At 56.8% G+C, this 18736-nt stretch carries 19 protein-coding genes; 15 read left to right on the top strand and 4 right to left on the bottom strand.

The genetic code is table 11. The annotated features are described in order from the left end of the window. Window positions 1-346: 346 nt before the first annotated feature. Both MKY74_RS00250 and MKY74_RS00245 read left to right on the top strand, forming a co-directional pair. Complete coding sequence (locus MKY74_RS00250; RefSeq protein WP_076175939.1) at window positions 347-2341, top strand: endonuclease MutS2; 1995 nt, start codon at window positions 347-349, stop codon at window positions 2339-2341. 173 nt (window positions 2342-2514) lie between these two features. Then, window positions 2515-2934 carry a TipAS antibiotic-recognition domain-containing protein gene (locus tag MKY74_RS00245; RefSeq protein WP_076175937.1) on the top strand — a complete coding sequence of 140 codons (420 nt, stop codon included), beginning with the start codon at window positions 2515-2517 and terminating at the stop codon, window positions 2932-2934. Between the two features lie 131 nt (window positions 2935-3065). Here the strand turns inward: MKY74_RS00245 and MKY74_RS00240 are convergent, their stop codons facing one another. From MKY74_RS00240 to MKY74_RS00230, 3 genes are all read right to left on the bottom strand, one after another. Further along, a complete protein-coding gene (locus tag MKY74_RS00240; protein ID WP_076175934.1) occupies window positions 3066-4733 on the bottom strand; it encodes a DUF4179 domain-containing protein in 1668 nt (555 codons plus the stop codon). Further along, a complete protein-coding gene (locus tag MKY74_RS00235; RefSeq protein ID WP_076175931.1) occupies window positions 4681-5247 on the bottom strand; it encodes an RNA polymerase sigma factor in 567 nt (188 codons plus the stop codon). Before MKY74_RS00235 ends, MKY74_RS00240 begins: the two co-directional genes overlap by 53 nt. A 179-nt stretch (window positions 5248-5426) precedes the next feature. Next, the gene (locus tag MKY74_RS00230) at window positions 5427-5906 is read right to left on the bottom strand and encodes a GAF domain-containing protein (RefSeq protein WP_076175928.1); all 480 of its coding nucleotides are present in this window, start codon (window positions 5904-5906) and stop codon (window positions 5427-5429) included. A 247-nt stretch (window positions 5907-6153) separates the two neighbouring features. Between MKY74_RS00230 and MKY74_RS00225 the strand changes: the two genes are divergently transcribed. The 3 genes from MKY74_RS00225 (at window position 6154) to MKY74_RS00215 (ending at window position 7017) form a co-directional block, all read left to right on the top strand. Then, the gene (locus tag MKY74_RS00225; protein WP_076175925.1) at window positions 6154-6462 is read left to right on the top strand and encodes a hypothetical protein; all 309 of its coding nucleotides are present in this window, start codon (window positions 6154-6156) and stop codon (window positions 6460-6462) included. 71 nt (window positions 6463-6533) lie between these two features. After that, window positions 6534-6884 (top strand): hypothetical protein, encoded by a 351-nt coding sequence (locus tag MKY74_RS00220; protein WP_076175922.1) that lies wholly within the window; start codon window positions 6534-6536, stop codon window positions 6882-6884. Continuing rightward, window positions 6877-7017, top strand: coding sequence for a hypothetical protein (locus MKY74_RS00215; RefSeq protein ID WP_167372934.1), 141 nt, complete (start codon window positions 6877-6879; stop codon window positions 7015-7017). Before MKY74_RS00220 ends, MKY74_RS00215 begins: the two co-directional genes overlap by 8 nt. Before the next feature lie 116 nt (window positions 7018-7133). Here MKY74_RS00215 and MKY74_RS00210 read toward each other — a convergent pair whose 3' ends face one another. Next, complete coding sequence (locus MKY74_RS00210) at window positions 7134-8138, bottom strand: alpha/beta hydrolase (protein WP_076175920.1); 1005 nt, start codon at window positions 8136-8138, stop codon at window positions 7134-7136. A 303-nt stretch (window positions 8139-8441) separates the two neighbouring features. Here MKY74_RS00210 and MKY74_RS00205 point away from each other — a divergent pair, with 303 nt between their 5' ends. The 10 genes from MKY74_RS00205 to MKY74_RS00160 all read left to right on the top strand — a co-directional run bounded on the left by MKY74_RS00205 (window position 8442) and on the right by MKY74_RS00160 (window position 18692). Beyond that, window positions 8442-9164: a thioredoxin domain-containing protein gene (locus tag MKY74_RS00205; protein WP_076175918.1), complete on the top strand. Its 723-nt coding sequence runs from the start codon at window positions 8442-8444 to the stop codon at window positions 9162-9164. Between the two features lie 12 nt (window positions 9165-9176). Continuing rightward, window positions 9177-9614 (top strand): disulfide oxidoreductase, encoded by a 438-nt coding sequence (locus MKY74_RS00200; protein WP_076175915.1) that lies wholly within the window; start codon window positions 9177-9179, stop codon window positions 9612-9614. Window positions 9615-9795: 181 nt separating this feature from the next. Then, window positions 9796-10374 (top strand): GNAT family N-acetyltransferase, encoded by a 579-nt coding sequence (locus MKY74_RS00195; protein WP_076175912.1) that lies wholly within the window; start codon window positions 9796-9798, stop codon window positions 10372-10374. A gap of 22 nt (window positions 10375-10396) precedes the next feature. Then, window positions 10397-11170 carry an energy-coupling factor transporter transmembrane component T family protein gene (locus MKY74_RS00190; RefSeq protein WP_076175910.1) on the top strand — a complete coding sequence of 258 codons (774 nt, stop codon included), beginning with the start codon at window positions 10397-10399 and terminating at the stop codon, window positions 11168-11170. A gap of 134 nt (window positions 11171-11304) precedes the next feature. Continuing rightward, window positions 11305-11922 (top strand): ECF transporter S component, encoded by a 618-nt coding sequence (locus tag MKY74_RS00185; protein WP_076175907.1) that lies wholly within the window; start codon window positions 11305-11307, stop codon window positions 11920-11922. Then, window positions 11903-13537, top strand: a complete 1635-nt coding sequence (locus MKY74_RS00180; RefSeq protein WP_076175904.1) for an ABC transporter ATP-binding protein — start codon at window positions 11903-11905, stop codon at window positions 13535-13537. The genes MKY74_RS00185 and MKY74_RS00180 overlap by 20 nt, the downstream gene beginning before the upstream one ends. A 194-nt stretch (window positions 13538-13731) precedes the next feature. Beyond that, window positions 13732-15273 carry an MDR family MFS transporter gene (locus tag MKY74_RS00175; protein ID WP_244169442.1) on the top strand — a complete coding sequence of 514 codons (1542 nt, stop codon included), beginning with the start codon at window positions 13732-13734 and terminating at the stop codon, window positions 15271-15273. A gap of 156 nt (window positions 15274-15429) precedes the next feature. Beyond that, window positions 15430-16443 carry a S66 family peptidase gene (locus MKY74_RS00170; RefSeq protein ID WP_076175899.1) on the top strand — a complete coding sequence of 338 codons (1014 nt, stop codon included), beginning with the start codon at window positions 15430-15432 and terminating at the stop codon, window positions 16441-16443. A gap of 178 nt (window positions 16444-16621) precedes the next feature. Next, window positions 16622-17332 carry an ABC transporter ATP-binding protein gene (locus MKY74_RS00165; protein WP_076175896.1) on the top strand — a complete coding sequence of 237 codons (711 nt, stop codon included), beginning with the start codon at window positions 16622-16624 and terminating at the stop codon, window positions 17330-17332. Between the two features lie 94 nt (window positions 17333-17426). Next, the gene (locus MKY74_RS00160; protein WP_076175894.1) at window positions 17427-18692 is read left to right on the top strand and encodes an ABC transporter permease; all 1266 of its coding nucleotides are present in this window, start codon (window positions 17427-17429) and stop codon (window positions 18690-18692) included. Window positions 18693-18736 lie beyond the last annotated feature (44 nt).

The raw sequence follows: 18736 nt of genomic DNA, 5'->3' as shown, positions 1-18736 counted from the left end.
TCTTTCAATGCGCCTCTTTGCAGAATGCAGTCTTGGAAATAGTTAAGAACACGCGAAGCATCAAACGACAATCCCTTGCGGACTGTTTGAAACCTTTGTGATCCGAATCGGTGGAGCGTTGGCCGCTCGACCGTTGTCATGCCGGATACGGGCCGCCGCCTAATGGGCGGCTGGCTCTCCGGCGTACAGGACCGTGCTCTTTGCAGCACGGTTTTTTTGCGTACAGCAAAGGCAGCAGACAAAGGCAGTCCGGCAGACCAGGGGCAGGAATCGCATGCGCGTATTCTCTGCCCCTTTTTGCGTTGCCATAGGAAGATATAACAAGAAACAGGAGGATGAACTACCAATGGATCAAACGACGATGATCATGCTGGAATACGACAAAATGAAGGAAGCGTTGAGAGACTATGCGGTTTCGTATGAAGGACGCAGGCATATCGATGAATTGGAGCCGCTGACCACGGCCAGTGCAGTCCGCAGGGCGCTGGATGAGACGGCGGAAGCCAAGGCGCTGCTGGATAAAGGGGCCAGCGTCCCGCTGCCATCCCTGGAAGGGATTGACCGGATTGTCTCTCTGCTTCATACAGGGTACCTGTTCGACGAGCAGGATTTTACCGCGGTCCATACGTTTCTGCACAGCTGCGGGCAGCTGCGTAAGTACATGGCCGGGAAGCGCGACATCGCGCCGGGCATCAGCTCCTATGCTTCCTCGATGCAGGAGCTGGCAAAGCTGAAGAGCGAAATTGAGCGCTGCATCCGGTTTGGCCGGGTGGACGATCAAGCCAGCAAAAACCTGGAGCGCGTCCGCAAGAAGATCGCCATCGTTAAGGAGCGCATTCAGAAAAAGATCGCCGCGATTCTGTCCAGACACGGCTCGATTTTGCAGGAAAATCTGGTCAGTGTCCGGGGCGGCCGGTACGTCATTCCGGTCAAGCGGGAGTATCACAAAACGATCAAGGGCTCAGTGCTTGACCAGTCGACGAGCGGGCAGACCGTCTTTGTGGAGCCGGAGGAGGTCGCCCATCTTCAAAGCGAGCTTGGCATGCACGAAGCGGATGAGGCCCGGGAAGAAGGCATCGTGCTGAGCGCGTTGACCGGGCTGCTTGAGGCGGCTTCGGCCGATCTGCTGCTGAACATCGATATCACGGGAACGTACGATTTTATTTTTGCCAAAGCGAAATACAGCCGCACTTTGGGCGGGAACAATGTTCTTCTTAGCGACAGCGGGCGCATCAAGGTAAGCGGAGCGCGGCATCCGTTCATGCTGAAGACGATGGTGCCGCTGCGGCTGGAGCTGGGCGGCGGTTACCGCTCGCTGATCATTACCGGGCCGAATACCGGCGGCAAGACGGTGGCGCTCAAGACGCTCGGGCTGCTCACCCTGATGGTGCAGTCGGGTCTGCTCGTGCCGGTGGAGGAAGGCAGCACGTTCACTGTATTCACTAAAGTGCTGTCGGCCATCGGGGACGGGCAGAGCATCGAGCAGTCGCTCAGCACCTTTTCCGCCCAAATTAAGCGCCTGATCGGGATGGTGGATGCGGCGGACCGCCATACCCTGCTGCTGATCGACGAGCTGGCGGCTGGAACGGATCCGGGGGAGGGGATGTCCCTGTCGATCGCCATTCTGGAAGAACTCAGCAACAGAGGCGCCATGATCATGGTCACGACGCATTTTAACGAGCTGAAGACGTTTGCAGCACGGACGCCGGGCTTCCAGAACGCCCGGATGGAGTTTGATGTCGAGACGCTGGAGCCGCTTTACCGGCTGACGATCGGGGAGGCGGGGCAGAGCTACGCGATTCAAATCGCCACAAAGCTGGGGATGACAGCAGGCATTATCGAGCGGTCGCAGGAAATTTTGCACAGGCAGAAGCCGCTGCCTGCCCTGCAGCCCGATGCAGCCGAGGAACATCCCATTGTTCAAACAGCGTCTGAGCAGATGGAGGAGACAGCTCAGTCCTCCGGCCCACTTGAAGCCAATGAGGGCGATGGAGCAGGGAGCCGGGATCAGGCGGATGAGGATCAGGAGCAAGCATCGGCCGCACCCGTGCGCAAGCTTGAGGTAGGAGACGCTGTCTATGTCAGCTCCTATGGGCGAACGGGCATCGTCTATGAGCCGGAGGACGCCATGGGCATGGTAGGGGTCATGATCCAGAAGGAGAAGATCCGGATCAACCAGAAGCGGCTCAAGCTGTTCATTGAGAAGAGCGAACTGTACCCTGAGGACTACGATTTCGACATTATTTTTGAGTCCAAGGAGAACCGGAAGAAGAGCAAGCTGATGAACCGCAAGCATGTCGAGGGGCTGTCCATCATTCGCGATTCCGACTCGAAGCCCTAAATTGTGAATCGGGTTACGGAAGAAAAAAATGTTAAAAAAAGTGGATAAATGCTCTTCCGGCAGCGGTTAAATTCCTGCGAAACGGGTAATTGGAAGATGACAAGACCTGACATCAATCGTGCAGACCATGAGGCAAAAGATATAGATCAGAAAGTCAAGTGGAGGGAGAAACGATGGAACCAGACAAAAGAGGCCGGGACTCAGGCCCGGCCGGATCCAATGTGACCGAGCAGGACGTGCTGACCCAGCTGGGAGGCGAGTCCGAAACGCAGGAGAGCCAGCATAAAATGCAGCTGTGGACCAAGGAAGACTACCTGCGCTCCCAGCGGGAAATCGATCAGATTAACCGGGATTTAAAGGCGGCCATCGAGGAAGGCCATCACCCGGGTGCTCCGCAGGTTCAGCGGATCATCCGCAGGCATTATGAATGGATGAGCCGTTATTACACGCCGTCGGCAATGGTATATATCGGATTGGGAAACTTATATGTGGAACAGACCGAACACAAGCAGCTGTTTACGGCATACCATCCGCAGCTCCCCGTTTTTTTACGGGACGGGATGATCATATTCGCCGAGCGCGAGCTGATGTAAGAAAGATGAACAAGGGTGAGCACAACAAGCCCGCCTGGCCGATGAATGGCCGGGCGGGCTTCTGCCGTATCCGGGGGAGCATTTGTTTCTTTCATGGGGGCGGATCCGAGAATTGACTTTACCAAAAGGCGTTAATTAATGGCCGCTTCAACCGTCTCGTCCGGTTCGAGCAGCATGTACACGCCCGGGTTCAGCTGCAGCGCCGTTCCTTCCGGAAGGTTCGAATACGTCTCCACTTTGGTAAACGGCCCGCTCGAAGGCGGCGCAGGGACGTAGTCCGGGAGGATCTCTTTTCCGCCGGCACGGATCACCGATTGCGATACCCCTTTAAAGGTCGGGTCCTCAGAGGAAGACTTCACGATCAACTGGCTGCCCTTCAGATAGTAGGTGAACGTGACCTTCCGTCCGTCCAGATCCATCTGCACCTGCTGCTCAGTGGCAGTCGGCGCGGCCAAATCGTACCAATGCTTCGAAAGGTCCCTTTTTGTAATTTCCAAACCTGAGAAGATAAGCTTCATCGGTTCCCCCGACCAGTCTTTAAACCATGTCGGCGACTCAAAGCGCAGGTAGCCTTCATCCAAATATTCCCGGTGCCGGACCTTCTCGTACATGCCGGTATGATAGTCACTGCCTTCGATGCGCTGGTCCCCCAGCTGCAGGGATACGTTCGTAAAGCGTCTCACGCCCTCAGTCCAGTCATTGGAATCCTGCCTGTATGGGATTCGGATCTGAAGCGGCGTGATGACCAGCTGTTTCAGGTTCAAATTGACGTTTGCGGCCTGTTCCTCATTTGCCGGAAGCGGTTTGCTGTAAATGGCTTCGCTGGCCTTGCTGCCGTCTGCGTTGAAGTCAAAAGCCCAGGTTCCCGCTACTCTCTTGACCTCCTGCAAATAGGTCAGGTGTAGCTTGGCTCCCTTCCATTCCCGTTCCGGAATGGTGAAGGTCGATTGGCACAGCAAATCGTTACCGTCCGGGGGCAGGACCGCCCGGGACACGCTTTGATACGTGTGCGAACCGGAGGTGATCACCAGGTGGGGGTCCAGATCGCCTGGATCCTCAAGCGGTGACGTCAGGGCATACCGGATGGTCAATTGGTCGTTTTTCCGGACGATCGATTGGATCTCCACAGCCGCGAAGCCGCCTGAAGACGACGATGGAGCCAGCATGGAGCCTTCGGCAATATCTCCCTCAAGAGGCAGATCGTCATATTGGTAAAAAACCAGGTTGCTGGCGTCCAAGTGCATGCTCCGTTTAGACTTCTTCAGCTCATCCTGCAGCTCGAACATCCCTTTCAGTGTATCTTTTTCCTCATCGCGCTTGAGCAGAACGTTTGGCTTGGCATCTTTTCCCTTGGAATCGGACAGGGAGACGGATTCGAAATCGACGGCGTCATAATCCGGAAGGCCCGGAACCTGCATCGTAAAAAGCACATCCATCTGCTCGCCGTCAGTCACGACGCCGTGCAGCTTCATCGTTGTGCCCGACTGCCGGGCACTCAAATCCAGCGGCTCGCCAAAGCCGTGCTGAATGGCATTGTTCACACCCGGCCGTCCCCACAAGTCCCAGCCCGGGTTTATGGCTGCAAACACGGGAACGGCTACCGCCAGGAAGACCACAGCGGAAGCGGCCGCCGGAACCCACTTGCGGGTCACCGATGACCTTTTTACAGTTGAAGACTGGCCTGAACGCCGTCGTCCAACCTCTTCCTCGATCGTGCTCCACATCGCTTCAAAATCGGGAGCGGGCTCAGGCTTTCGTGAAATGGCCCGTTCCATCTGTTCCAAGCTGAATCGGTTCATCGTCGTTCTCTCCTTTCATGAGGGGGCAGGAGGGCTTAGCGATATATTTTCTCATGAGCGAAAGCCCCTTATTGATTCTGGATTTGACGGTCCCCAAAGGAACGCGGATCATATCGGCGATCTCCTGCTGGGACAGCCCGTTAATGTAACGGAGAATCATCACCATCCGTATGTTCGCGGGAAGCCGCCCGTACAGCCGGGACAGCTCCAGGGCCAGTTCCCGCCCTTCGACCGTTTCCTCGACCGAATGCGGGGCAGCCGCCAGATGCCGATAGGAAAAGAGCTTTTCCTTGATGACGCCCGCTTTCGAGCGGCGAAGCGAGTTTTTGCACAGATTGGCGGCGATTTGAATAAGCCAGCGCCGGATATCCTGAATAGAGCTCCGGTCCGCGAGCAGTGCCCGGATAAACGTCTCGTGGCAGAGGTCTTCGGCATCTTCCCTGCGCTGCATCATATAGTAGCAAAAGCTGTAGACATCCCGGTTAAAGGTCTCGAACAGCTCTTTGTCCGTCATTGCTTCACCTTCCTTGACATGCAAAGATCCATGGAACTGATGCCGGCCGGCGGTTGTTCCATCTGACCATAAGACAAACAACGCCGTGTTTTCGTTCATTATCTTATCATGCAGGAATGGAAAAAAGCGGTCTTCCGCATCATAAGCAGAAGACCGCTTTATTTTCCCAGGATCCTATATTACAGCTGTGCCGTCAAAATACCGGCAAACTGTTCGAGAAACTGCCGCTCATCTTGGTCAAACCGCCCCTTCAGCGGGCTGTCGATATCGAGTACGCCGATCAGGCGCTCTCCCTGGACCAGCGGAACGACAATTTCGCTGTTCGAGGCGGCATCGCAGGCGATATGCCCGGGAAACTCATGCACGTCATCGACCACAATCGTTCTCCGCTCGGCTGCCGCTGTACCGCATACCCCTTTACCCAAAGGAATGCGGATGCAGGCCGGGAGCCCCTGAAACGGTCCGAGAACCAGCTCAGTTCCATCGAATAGATAGAAACCAACCCAATTTATGTCAGGAAGGAAGCTGTTCAGCAGGGCCGAGGCGTTGGCTAGATTGGCAATGGAGCTGGGCTCATCATGGATGAGCGACTTAAGCTGTTCGAGGACGGCTGCAAATTGGTCATTCCGGTTTCCTTCGTAGGGAAGGGCTTGAAACATGACGATCCACCTCATTTCTGTCTTTTAACCGTTGGTTAATTATAAAAGATAGTATACAGGAATTCCTTCCACGTCAAGTGAAATTCCTCCCTCTAAAAATCATGGTCATATCCTGTGAAGCCTGCTGATTCCGGCGTCCGGCATGGCTTAAACAGGGATTCTTATTGTTTCCCGGCAGCGGAAGAAGGGTAAACAATGGTAATGACAGGCTCATTTTTACAGGCGTTCGCCGGAAGGAGAGGAATCTATGCGTGCAGACGTACAAAATTTATTCATGAGTATCCACATGCTTTACCATGCCCATCACCATGACTTGACCATCCGTGATATGCAGCCCGTGCTGGAGGCGCACGGCTACAAGGTGGGGGAACGGGAAGTGAAGCAGCAGCTGGAGCGCCTGACCGAATTGAACTTTCTGACGGCTCACGGCGATGAATACAGCTTGACCGGAACGGGAATCGGGGAGTTCAAGGAAATTCAGGTCATGCTTCAGAAACTGTGCGGGGAAGTGCTGGCACCACTTGAAGAAACGGAGAGCGCGAATGCCGGTGCTTAACGCCCAGGCTTCCAAGATCAACTTCCTGCCACCTAGAATCGTTACCGCATCTTAGAATGGAGGGAATGAATATGCACAAATGGTTGACTACGGTTTTAACGACAAGCCCGGTGCGGGTGCTCGCGGCGGAGCTGCCCGATGCAGGGACTGAGCACAGCGCACATGGAGCATGGTATTGGTTGTCCTATGCGCTGGCGATTCTTGTGTTCGGATTTGCCATATATGTCATGATTGGAGCGCGTTTGAAGCGCCGGCTCAGTCGTTTGAAGCATACGCTGTCGGATGAATTGGTAAAGGTCAACGGCACCCTGGTAGCCGAAAAATCCTCGGAATTAACAGAGGAAAGAGCCGGCCAATATGCGCAGTCCCATATCCGCAGGCTGACGATTTTTGAGGGACCGGCTGAGATCGGATGTGGATGAACTGAGCGAGCTGGACGTTTCCGTATTCGACCTGAAGGGATTAAACCAAGCGATCAGTCATTACAATGCGGAGAAAATGAGCATCCGGGAAGACATTGCGGCAGAGGAGAGCAAGCAGTACAGGATGCGATAGGGCTGGCTGGCTTCATGTTCAGAAAATGGAAAAGCCCCTTGGTCCGAAGGAGAGGAGTCCGGAGTCCAAGGGGCTTTTTTGAGTTGTAATTAATGTTGTGAGATGGTACAGAAGTTTTACATATTAAATTCCGGCTGGGGAAGCCCCGCCTGCACAGGTTCTTCCACAAGCTCCTCGGCCTGTTCCGGCTGCATGGCAGGAACGGCCCCTTCCATCACATCGCGGACAAATTCCTGCACGGCTTTTTTATACAGCTCCGGGTTGACCCCCAGCGCATTGCCGTGGGAGGCTCCTTCAACGAGAAGAAGCCGTTTCATTCCTTCTTTGGCGGCAAACAGTTCCTCGCTCATCTCCGTCGGGATATAGCGGTCCCGTGTGCCATGGATAAACATGACGGGAACGGGGCTGTACCGGGCGGAGCGGACGGGGCTGACCTGATTCAGCGTAAAGCCTGCTTTCCGGAACAGTCTGCGGTCGACAAGCGGAAGGAACACAGCCGCGGGAATACGGTTCAGCGCCTGCATTTGATGATGCATCAGGCGCGTCAGATCGGAATAAGGGCAGTCGGCGATGACAAAGGCGGCGTCCGTGTGAGGCAGCGACAGGTATTCCAGCACGGTGCCTCCTCCAAGGGACATGCCGTGCAGGCCGACGACCGAGTCGCTGCCATACGTCGCGCGAATCCATCGGATCCAGGAGTCGATGTCGTGCTTTTCGTGGAACCCGTAGGTCGTATATTTGCCTTCGCTTTTTCCGTGCCGGCGCAGGTCGATCAGAAGCGTGTTGAACCCATCTTCCCGGAAAATGTCCATAAAGGGAATCGATGCCGGAAGCGAGGCGGTATATCCATGGACGAGAATGACGAAACGGTTGGAGCCCGAAGGGTGCGGTATGAGCATGCCGTTCAGTTTCAGCCCGTCATAGCTCGTAATTTGAACCTCTTCCTTGGGCAGCGACTCAAAGTAATCCTGCTTGAACAGCCCGACCTGCTCCATGGCTTGAAAGGTCTGCTCGTATGTGAGGGCCTTCATCTGCGTCATTTGATAAAAGGCGTAACGCGTAATTCCTATCGCGGCCAGGACAGCGGCAAAAACGACAATAACGGCAGTCTGCCACTCCATAATCTTCCCCCCCTTCTTTTCAAACAGTTACGGTAAAAGTAGTATCACCGGAACGTTTCAAGTCAACTCATATTTTCATGAAAAAACTCACTACGGGCTGTCATGTAATTGATTTTGTTACAATTTATTTAACAATTCCCGATTTGACCGGTTTTGGAAGCGGTTCTTTCTGGTCATCGGCGGGGGGAGATGCTAGAATAACCTAGAGAAGAAGTGTTAAGTAACTTACATTAAGGAAGAACTAAAGACCCAAATGCCAAGGCGCCTCAGCTTTAGTTCACAGGAAAGGAGACGTCAGGCTTCGTGAAACCGAAGAAGAAGCAAGTCAACACCGTGGCCCAACGTAAAGCCCAGCGGGCAGCGCAGGAGAAACGCATGAAGCGGATCATGTGGATTACAGGTGCATGTATCGTCGTGCTGGTCCTGCTGCTGGTGTTTATTCGGCCGCAATCCAAGGAAGCATCGTTTGATTACAGCTCGCTCCCGGTGCTGGGAAATCCGGAAGCCCCGATCAAGATCGTGGAGATGGGCGACTACAAGTGCCCGGCCTGCCAGTATTTCAGTCAGGACATCGAGCCGAGCCTGCAGAAGGATTTTATCGATTCCGGTAAAGCTGCGCTCTATTTCATGAATTACCTTATCATCAGTCCGAATGCGGACTCCAACACGGCTGCTCTGGCCGCGCAATCGGTGTTCCATCAGAACAAGGATGAATTTTGGAAGTACTACCACGTACTCTTCGACAACCAGCAGGATGAAAAAACCGAGTGGGCAACGCCAGAGTTCCTGGTGAAGCTGGCCCGCGACAATAACATCAAGGTGGATTACGATCAGCTCAGCAAGGACATCGAGGAGAAGACGTACCAGGATGAAGTGGACAGCCATATGGCTACCGGCAACAAGCTGGGCGTGAACAGCACGCCGACGCTGTACGTAAACGGCGAGAAGGTAGCGGAGAATGTCACGCTCGATTACAACGCACTCAAGAGCTATTTGGATAAAAAGTCGGCTGACACCGACAAGTAAGGGGAGTTTCGGATGGAAGGCAACCGTTTCATTGCGTTCATCAAGCCCTACAGCCTGTATTTTGCCTGGATCGTGTCCCTTATCGCCACGGGAGGCAGCTTGTATTTAAGCGAAGTGATGCACTACGAACCGTGCAGGCTGTGCTGGTTCCAGCGGATATTCATGTACCCGGAAGTGATTCTGCTCGGAATCGCCAGCTATAAAAATGACCGTAAAATCATTCCTTATGCGGTGACCCTCAGCGCGATCGGCGGCTGCATCTCGATCTATCATTATGCGGAGCAGAAAATTCCGGCGCTTGCCAATGCACTGCCGTGCAAGGTAGGCATTCCCTGCAATTTTGATTATTTGAACTGGTTTGGCTTCATTACGATCCCGCTTCTGGCATTGATCGCTTTTATTTTTATCATTGCGTTTCTGCTGATGGGAAGAACGGAAGCACAGCAATAATGGTGTAAAATACAGCGATGGACAAGCACTCCGGCTGCAGCCCTCCTTAAGGACACAGGGTAAGCGCCGGGGTGTTTTTTGCGTTCATATGGCAGAAACCGGGAGGGGAGGCGCTCTTGTGCTGCAGGGGGCAGGCGTTGTACATTGATAATATTGCAAAGTACATGAAGGGGGCGTTGGGATGAGCTATCAATGCAGCGGGAACATTCCCGAGCTTGAAGGGCCGCGGATCCGGCTCCGTCCGCTCGAGGAAGGCGACGCCCCGGCGCTGTATGCGTGCTGGACCGACGAGGAGGTGCGGAAGTACTCGGATCTTCCGGACCTGCCGGACGAAACGGCGGCAGCGGAACTCATCCGGCTGCTAAATCGTTTGGCGGCCACCGAGGATGGGCTCCGCTGGGGAATTCTCCTGCCGGAGGCCGGGATCATCGGCAGCTGCGGTTTGAATTGGTGGCAGCTGGAGGGTGCTTACCGGGGAGAAATCGGCTGCGAGCTTGCGAAGCCCCATTGGGGAAAGGGCTACATGCGAGAAGCGATCGGCCTGATGCTCGGATTTGGCTATCGGACCATGGGCCTTAACCGGATCGAAGCGCTGACCGATCCGCGGAATGAACGAGCCGTCCGTCTGTTCGGGTCCCTCGGATTCACGGCCGAAGGTCGGCTGAGACAGTACCGCCATACGGCTTCAGGCTTTCAAGATGCACTGCTCCATTCGCTGCTGCGTGAAGAATGGGAGCAGGCGGAGTATAACAAGTTTTAGATCAAGAAGGAGCGATCAGACGATGATCCTATCGTATCAAGGGGGAGGCTCGCCGCTGCACCGTATCGACCCGCTCAGCAAGCTCGTGGTCCTGCTATGCATCGCCGTGCTGACGATGCGTTTGCACACATCGGCAGGGCAGGCACTGCTGCTTCTGGCGGCCTCGTTCATGGCCCGAACGGCAGGCGGAGTCAGTTGGAGAAAGCAGTGGAAAGCGATGGCTTTCCTGATCGGTTTTGCGGTTCCGTACTTTATACTGACCCTGCTGACCGTACCCGGCAGCCATACCATTTGGCAGTTCGGCATGCTGCACGTCACGACGGAGGGAGCCGATGCGGCCGGTTCGGTGACGCTGCGCATGTTTACGGTGTTTCTCTCATCCTTTGTCTACATGGTCACGACCGATCCCGGCGATCTTGTCACCGCGTTAACCCGGCGGATGAGGGTTCCTTACCGGTTCGCCTTCGGCATTTCGATGGCGCTCACGTTTTTGCCTTTGCTTCAAGAAGAAGGGAGAAGCATTTCGGCAGCCCATCAGGTCAGGGGAGCAGCCCGCCCTAAGGGAGTCAAGCAGCGGTTAGGCTGGTGGAAGGTGTTTGTGTCCGCCATGTTGCATAATGCCGTGCGCCGGATTCAGCAGACTGCGGGAGCGATGGAAGCCAAAGGCTTTGGCGCATATCCCGAGCGTACGTTTTTAAGGGAGCAGCAGCCGTCTGCTGCCGGGCATATCACGGCGGTTGGGGCCGTGCTGATTACCGCGGCATTGTGGTGGTATATCCATATTGTTAACCTGTAATTTATTTTTAGGTTGACGTTTCGAATCCGATCATGCACAATAGCAGGGAGGCTAGGCCAATCGCAGGGAATTTGCGATGCGAGTCTTCAAGGGTGAGAAATCCCACCATTTTCCTGATTAGGAGTTGACATGAGATGGAAACTTTATCACAATCAAAGAGACGTGTTGTCCCGTTTACGACGCTGGACATCGTGCTGATGGCGATGCTGGCCACAGCGAACGCGGTATTGACCTTTTATTTATCTTACATTAATAAAATGCTGAACAGCCTGGGCGGGCCCGTGGCGACCTCTACCATCGTCGGCGTGTACATGGTGTACGGCCTGCTGGCCTACTACATTATCCGCAAGCCGGGAACTGCGGCGATTACATACGGAATCGGCGGCGCGATCCAGTGCTTCGTAGGCAATACGTACGGGATTGCGGCGAGCATCGTGGCGGCGCTGTGTTATCTGGTTGTGGCGGAGGCCGTATTTTTCCTGCTTCGTTACAAACGCTGGAATGCCGGTGCGATGATGCTGGTCGGCGGCGCGATGGTGCCGATCTGGTTCATTTGCGCGGCGAATATGTTTGGGTATACGTCCTGGAGCTTTCAGGTGCTGGCAATAACGATGGTGGTGCGGATCGTCAGCGGCATCGTGCTGTGCGGCCTGCTCACCAAGGTGCTCGGGGATATGCTTCAGCGGAGCGGACTGCTTAAACGTTTTGCCATTGGCAGAAAGGCTTCTGCGGATGCAGGGAACTTCCATTGAGCTGACGGAGCTTTCTTATTGGTACGAAGATGTGGAGGAGCCTGCGCTCCGCGGCGTGTCGCTCACGATTCCGGCCGGACAGTTTACGGCGGTAATCGGACCGGGCGGCAGCGGCAAGTCTACCCTGTGTCAGCTGCTTAGCGGCTATCTTCCGCGGAGCGGAGGCGGCCGCCGGGAAGGGAAGGTACGGCTGGACACGATTGACCCGGCGGAAGCTCCGATCGCTGAGATCGCCAAGGTGGCCGGCATCGTGTTCCAGGATCCCGACGCCCAGCTGGTGAGGGGCGTCGTCGAGGATGAGGCCGCGTTCGGGCCCGAGAATCTCCGCGTGCCGCCGGCGGAGATCGATTCCCGCGTGGCCGAAGCGCTGGCGGCGGTGAACCTGACCGCCCGCCGCCGCTCCCCGGTGCGCGAGCTGTCCGGCGGACAGCGCCAGCGCACCGCCATTGCCGCGGTGCTGTCGCTGTCGCCGCGGATGATCGTCTTCGACGATGCATCCGCCAGCCTCGACCCCGCGGCACAGGCGCAGTTCGTGCAGCTCTGCCGCAGGCTGCACGCCGAGGGCCGGACCGTCGTCACGGTGTCCGGCCGCTTCGACGATGCCGCGCGCGCTGCGGAGCGCGTCATCGTCCTGGACGGCGGCGCAGTCCTGCTGGACGGAGCGCCGCAGGAGCTGCTGCGCACCAGCCGGGACCGGCTGGCGCAGCTCGGCGTGCTGCCCCCGTGGGAGGGGGCAGCGGAAGCCGGCGGCCCGGCAGGTAGCCGCCGCGAGGTCCCGGAAGCCGGAGAGCATGCAGCGGAGCCGGCCGCCGGGCCCCTGCAGAGCGCCGGCATGTTGACGGCGCCGGCGCAGATGCCGCCGGGTGCGGATGGCCCCGGCGGTGACTCAGGTTCCGGACCGCTACTCGAGGTCCGGAACCTGAGCTACACTTATCCCGGAGGGCAGGAAGCGCTCCGGGACGTCTCGTTTGCGATGCATCCGGGAGCGTGGGGCATGCTGACCGGTGAGAACGGTTCGGGCAAAACGACGCTCACCCGCCTCCTGATGGGCCTGCTGCCGGTTCCTTCCCGTTCGGTATATTGGAAGGGGCGGGACGTATCCGGGATGCCGGTTCATCAGCTGGCCGGGGACATCGGATACGTGTTCCAGCAGCCGGAGCATCAATTCGTGGAGCATACGGTGTGGGATGAGCTCGTGTACGGCTTGCGGATTCGAAGCGGCTGGCGCCGGCGGCAAGCTGAACTGACGCCTGAGCAGACCGAAGCGGCCGAGGCGCTGCTTGCGGCTGCCGGGCTGAGCGGGCGTCGTCAAGACTCCCCATACCTGCTCAGCCAGGGTGAGAAGAAGCTGCTCAGCGTCATCGGCCAGCTGATCCAGCCGAAAGCCCTCTACATTCTCGATGAGCCCACTTCGGGCATCGATTACCGCGCCGCGCAGCGGCTGCTGAAGCTGTGCCGGGGTGCCGCCGCCCGGGGCGCTGCCCTGCTCATGATTACCCACGACCCCCGCCTGGTGGAGGAGGATGCTTCTTTCGTGCTCCGGCTCGATCAAGGCAAGGTCGAGGATTACCGGCAGTTGGGCCGGAATCACGGACTTATTCATGTACGATCATAGGCAGGAAGATTTCGTTTGACGACGGTCGAAGGATCGTCTACGCCTGAAACTTCACGCCCTTCTATTTTAATAAACCCTATGCATCCGCCCAGTCTGAAAAGCGGTCTCTTACCAGAGGCCATTTTTCGTGCACTGGGTGGATACGTTTCGTTATAAGGAAACTTTGTCAAAACGGGAGAAAGGATACAAATAACGTGAATCGATCTGAACAATTGCCTGGAAAGCAGAGCCGGAACTGGATTCTGGCCGGCATCCTCGTATCCACGTTCTTGTCGGCCATCGAAGGAACCGTAACGGGGCCGGCCGGTCCGGCCATCATCAGCAGCTTTGGCGGCATGAAGCTCCTCAGCTGGATTTTTACCGCGTACCTGCTGACCATGGCTGTATCCACTCCGATTTTTGGTAAAATCAGCGACCTGTACGGCCGCAAACCGGTATTTCAAATCGGGTCGCTGCTGTTTGTCCTGGGATCGCTGCTGTGCGGCTTCTCGCAAAGTATGGGACAGCTGATCGCGTTCCGGGCCATTCAGGGCATCGGAGCGGGGGCGGTCATTCCGGTCACTTTTACGATTATCGGGGACGTCTACCGGATTGAAGAACGTGCCAAAATCCAGGGACTCATCAGCTCGGTCTGGGGCATTGCCTCCCTGATCGGACCGCTCATCGGCGGATACTTTGTCGACTATTTGAATTGGCGCTGGATTTTCGGCTTTAACGTGCCGTTCGGGCTGCTGTCCATGTGGATGATCGCCCGCCATTTCCACGAGCAGCGGCAGGAGCGTGCCGAAACGCATGTCGATTTCGCGGGTGCCGGAACGTTTACGGTGGGGATGACGGCGCTGCTGTTTGCGTTGGCGACCGGCGGGCAGTTTTTTGCCTGGTCCTCGGTGTGGATCGTGCTCTGCATCGTGCTTGCGCTGGTTTTCCTGGCTGCCTTTATCGTGGTGGAGGCCCGGGCGAAGGAGCCGATGCTGCCGCTGAAGCTGTTCAGGATCCGCGACATTTCCGTGTCCACCGTCGCCGCCATGCTGACCAGCGCGCTGCTGATCGGCCTCACGACGTATACGCCGCTCTGGATTCAAGGGGTCATGGGCAAAAATGCCACGATGTCCGGGCTGACGATGGCGCCGATGTCGATCGGCTGGCTGTTCGGCTCCGTAGCGGGGAGCCGGCTCATTCTTACCGCCGGTTCGCGGAAAACGACGCTGATCGGCCTGGCCGGCATCGTGATCGGGGCTCTCGGGTTAGCCTGGATCGGCGAGGGGACGCCGCATTACGTGATTTTGATTTTTACCTTTATCTACGGCCTCGGCTTCGGATATTCCAACACGGTGTTCACGATTATTGCACAGTCCTCGGTCGGTTACTCGCTTCGCGGCGCGTCGACGGCGCTGAATACCTTTATCCGCTCGCTGGGCCAGACGGTCGGCGTCGCTGTCTTTGGATCGTTGATCAACTTGACGCTGGCCGGGCGGCTCGCCGATACTCCCGGGCTGGAGCGGGTCGGCCAAGAAGAGGTCAACCAGCTGCTGACTCCGGAAGGAAGCGCATCGCTTCCCAAGGAGCTGTGGAGCGAGCTGAGGCATATTCTTGAGGGGAGCCTCCATTCCCTGTATGTCGTGATGGCTGTCATTGCCGTCGTAAGCCTTCTGATCGTGCTCGGACTGCGAAATACGGTTCCTTCGGCCGGTCCGGAGGAAGAGGAGGAAAGAGCGCGGGAGGGCGCGAAAGTTTAAAACATCATAGCGTTGCTGTCGCAGCAAGGATTCTTCGATGTCCGGAGAATCCTTGTTTTTTTGGAATCTCTGGGCTCGCCAATACCGTAACATCGTCATTGTTCCAGCCGTCCTTTTCTAGTAAGATAATGGGAAAATCTTATGGGGGGATGGGCAGTGATTCAGTATCCGCGAATGGAAAAAGGGGCTGTCGTCGGTGTGACGGCTCCCTCCTCGGGCATAGAGCCCGGTCTGCACGACATGTTCCGCACGGCCGTCAGCCGTATGGAGGAGAGGGGCTATCACATACGTGTCGGGGAGACGGTCTGGACGCAGCACAAGGCCAAGTCGGCCCCGGCCAAGGTCCGTGCCGAGGAGCTGAACGAGATGCTCGGGGATCCCCAAATTGGTGCGATCATTCCTCCGTGGGGCGGGGAACTGCTCATCGAAATGTTGGACCGGGTGGACTTTGACCACATGCCGTCGAAATGGATTCTCGGCTATTCGGACCTCAGCGTCCTTCTTCTGGCCATTACCTTGAAGACGGGAATCGCCACTGCTCACGGGCTCAATTTCGTCGACCTGCGGGGGACGTATTCGGATCATACTTCGGCCATGTGGGAGGCCGTGCTGACGGCCAAGCCGGGCGATCGGATTGCTCAGCAGGCATCGGCCAAATACCAGAAGGAGTGGCGTCATGACGATCCGAGCCCGTGCGTCTTCCATCTGACGGAGCCGACGGTGTGGAAGACGGTTTCGGGCGGGCCGGAGTCAATGCAGGGCCGGCTGCTCGGGGGATGCGTTGACGTTATCCGCCATTTGATCGGCACGCCTTACGGGGATGTGGCAGCATTCCGGGAGCGCCATATTCCGGGCGAACCTCTCCTCTGGTATTTGGAGAACTGCGAGCTGAACACAGCCGATCTGCGCAGGTCTCTTGTTCAGATGAAGTATGCCGGCTGGTTCGAAGGCTGCGCCGGGCTGATGTTCGGCCGGAGCGCGGCCAACCGTCCCATGGAAGGATACACGGTGGAGGATGTATACCAGGAGCTGTCGGAAGAACTGGGCGTACCGGTCATTTACGATATCGACTGCGGTCACGTGCCGCCGCAAATGACGCTGGTGAACGGCGCTTATGCCGAAGTGAAGGCGGATGGCGGCGGAGGAACGCTGGTCCAGCATTTTAAATAAGCCCGCCGGCTGTAGATCGATTTCAGTCCCGGGACGTATGGATTATCAGGTGAACTTTTCATATAGTTAAATTAACAGGGTCGGGACGCAGCCGTTCCGATCCATATGGTTTTGGTGGCCTTTATTGATTTACATAAGCTCTATGGCTGAAACGGATTATTTTTGCTGGAGGTGGATCATGGAGCCTTTGCTGCCTGTGCTCGATGTGCATATCGAGGAAGCGGGATATGAAGAAGGACAGCCGCGCATTTGGGACGTTTCTTTTCAAGTGGCGCCCGGCGAGCTGCTGGGCGTCATCGGTCCGAACGGTGCCGGAAAAAGCACGACGCTGAAGACGCTGCTCGGTCTGCTGAAATACTCCAGGGCGTCCGTAACGATCGGAGGGGAGAGCGGGCGGTACGCCTACATCCCAGAACAGCCGGTATTTTATGACGATTTGACGCTCTGGGAGCATCTCGATTTGGCTGCGGCCGCTTACGAATTGGAATACGAGGCTTTTGTCCGCCATGCGGAGGAGCTGCTGGCTCAGTTCGGCATGAGCGGGGTGAAACATCAGCTCCCGGCCGGTTTTTCCAAAGGGATGAAGCAGAAAATGATGCTCATGCTCGGATTTCTGGCGGAACCCGATATTTATATCGTGGACGAGCCCTTCATCGGCCTGGACCCGCGGGCGACCAAGGATTTTCTGCGCCTTCTGGAAGAGGAGCGGGGCAGGGGCGCCGGCGTGCTGATGTCTACCCATGTGCTGGATACGGCCGAGCGGATCTGCGATGCGTTCGTGATGATCTCCGGCGGGCGAATGGTGGCCAAAGGGGATTTGACGGATATCCGCAGGACGGCCGGGCTGCCGGACGCCTCGCTGTTCGACTGCTTTGATGCCCTGACCTGAGACCGGATGCTTCGACGAGCCCAGTCTTCGGTAGGAACGAAGGGACCGGATGTTTCTTCGCAGACTGGCTGACATCCATGGAAAGGAGATGAACATGGCGGACTCAAGCAATACCGGTTATGCCTACCCAACCCCCGGGCGATTGTTCTGGCACCGGCTCCGGACCCACTGGAAGGAAACGATCGCCGTCATCCGGTCGGTGGCGGACTGGACGGTGCTCCTGTATATGCTGATTCCGGGCGCGCTGCTGGGGGGAAGGCTGTATTACGGTTTATGGAAGGAGCCGCTCCCGCAGTGGAGCAGCCATATGATATTCGGCGTTATTCCTGTATTTCTGTTATTGTGGCTGTCAGCGGGAAAAATGTTCCTTATGGTTCGGGAGGCCGACGTTCTCTTCATTCATCAGCGCGTGCGGTGGCTGCGCGGGCTGATGCTGAGGGGAGGCATTTACAGCATGATCGCCACAGCCCTGAAGGCGGGAGCGGGCTTTCTGCTGGTGCTTCCCTTTATGGTCCGCAGATATGGGATCAGTCTTGATGCTGCCTGGTGCTGGCTGCTCTTCACGGTGATGGCCGGCGGCCTGATGGTCTGGCTGAAGCATTTCGCACGGATCCGGGCTCACGGCTGGCGGAGATGGCTGCTGTATCTGCCCATGGTTGTGCTTCCGGCCGCGGCATACGTCATATTGTCAGTATGGTGGATAGACAGCCCGTCCTGGCTGGCTGCCGCTTCCGCCCTGCTGGCGGTGATCAACGTGCTGCTGCTCCTGGTGCGGATGAGAACTCGCGGCACAATTATGAACGATATCCAGGAAGAGCTGGTTCAGCGGACCAAACTGACCGGACTCGTGCTGAGCAGCGCCATGGACAAACCGCGGAAAATTCGCAGCAGACCATGGATTTTCCGGCGGTCCCAGCGTCTGTTCCGATCGACAACGCCGGTCCATCGCCTGGCCGGGGCATGCGTGAAGGCATATGTACGCCAGACGAAGCAGCTTACAGGATATGCGCAGGTTATGTCGCTCAGCGCGGCCATTCTGTTGACGCTGCCCCCCGGGGTGAAGATTCTGGTCTACGCCGCGCTTCATTTGCTGCTGGCTTACTGGCTGTATTTGAATGCAGCGGCCTTTATGAAGGAAGGCTTTGTTACGATGCTGCCCTGGGCGGACGAGGTGAAGCTGGGCGCCATGAAGAAGGCCGTGCGGATGCTGCTTGCGCCGTATGCGCTCGTGACGTCAGGGCTGCTGCTGTTCTCCATGCTGCCGGTCTGGGCAGCTGCGGTTGTGCTGATTCCGCTGGCGCTCGCAGCTGTTTGGATCACGGTAACCCTTCTTCAGTTGCTGATGCTGCGAAAGATATGATCAACAGCTCTGCTCCAAATATATACGTTCTTAATCTAAAAAAA

This window comes from Paenibacillus sp. FSL R5-0378 (assembly GCF_038009285.1).
In the GTDB taxonomy this organism is placed as follows: Bacteria; Bacillota; Bacilli; order Paenibacillales; family Paenibacillaceae; genus Paenibacillus_AQ; species Paenibacillus_AQ favisporus.
Note: the sequence above shows the minus strand (reverse complement) of the source record. Positions and strands in the feature narration are given on the sequence as shown.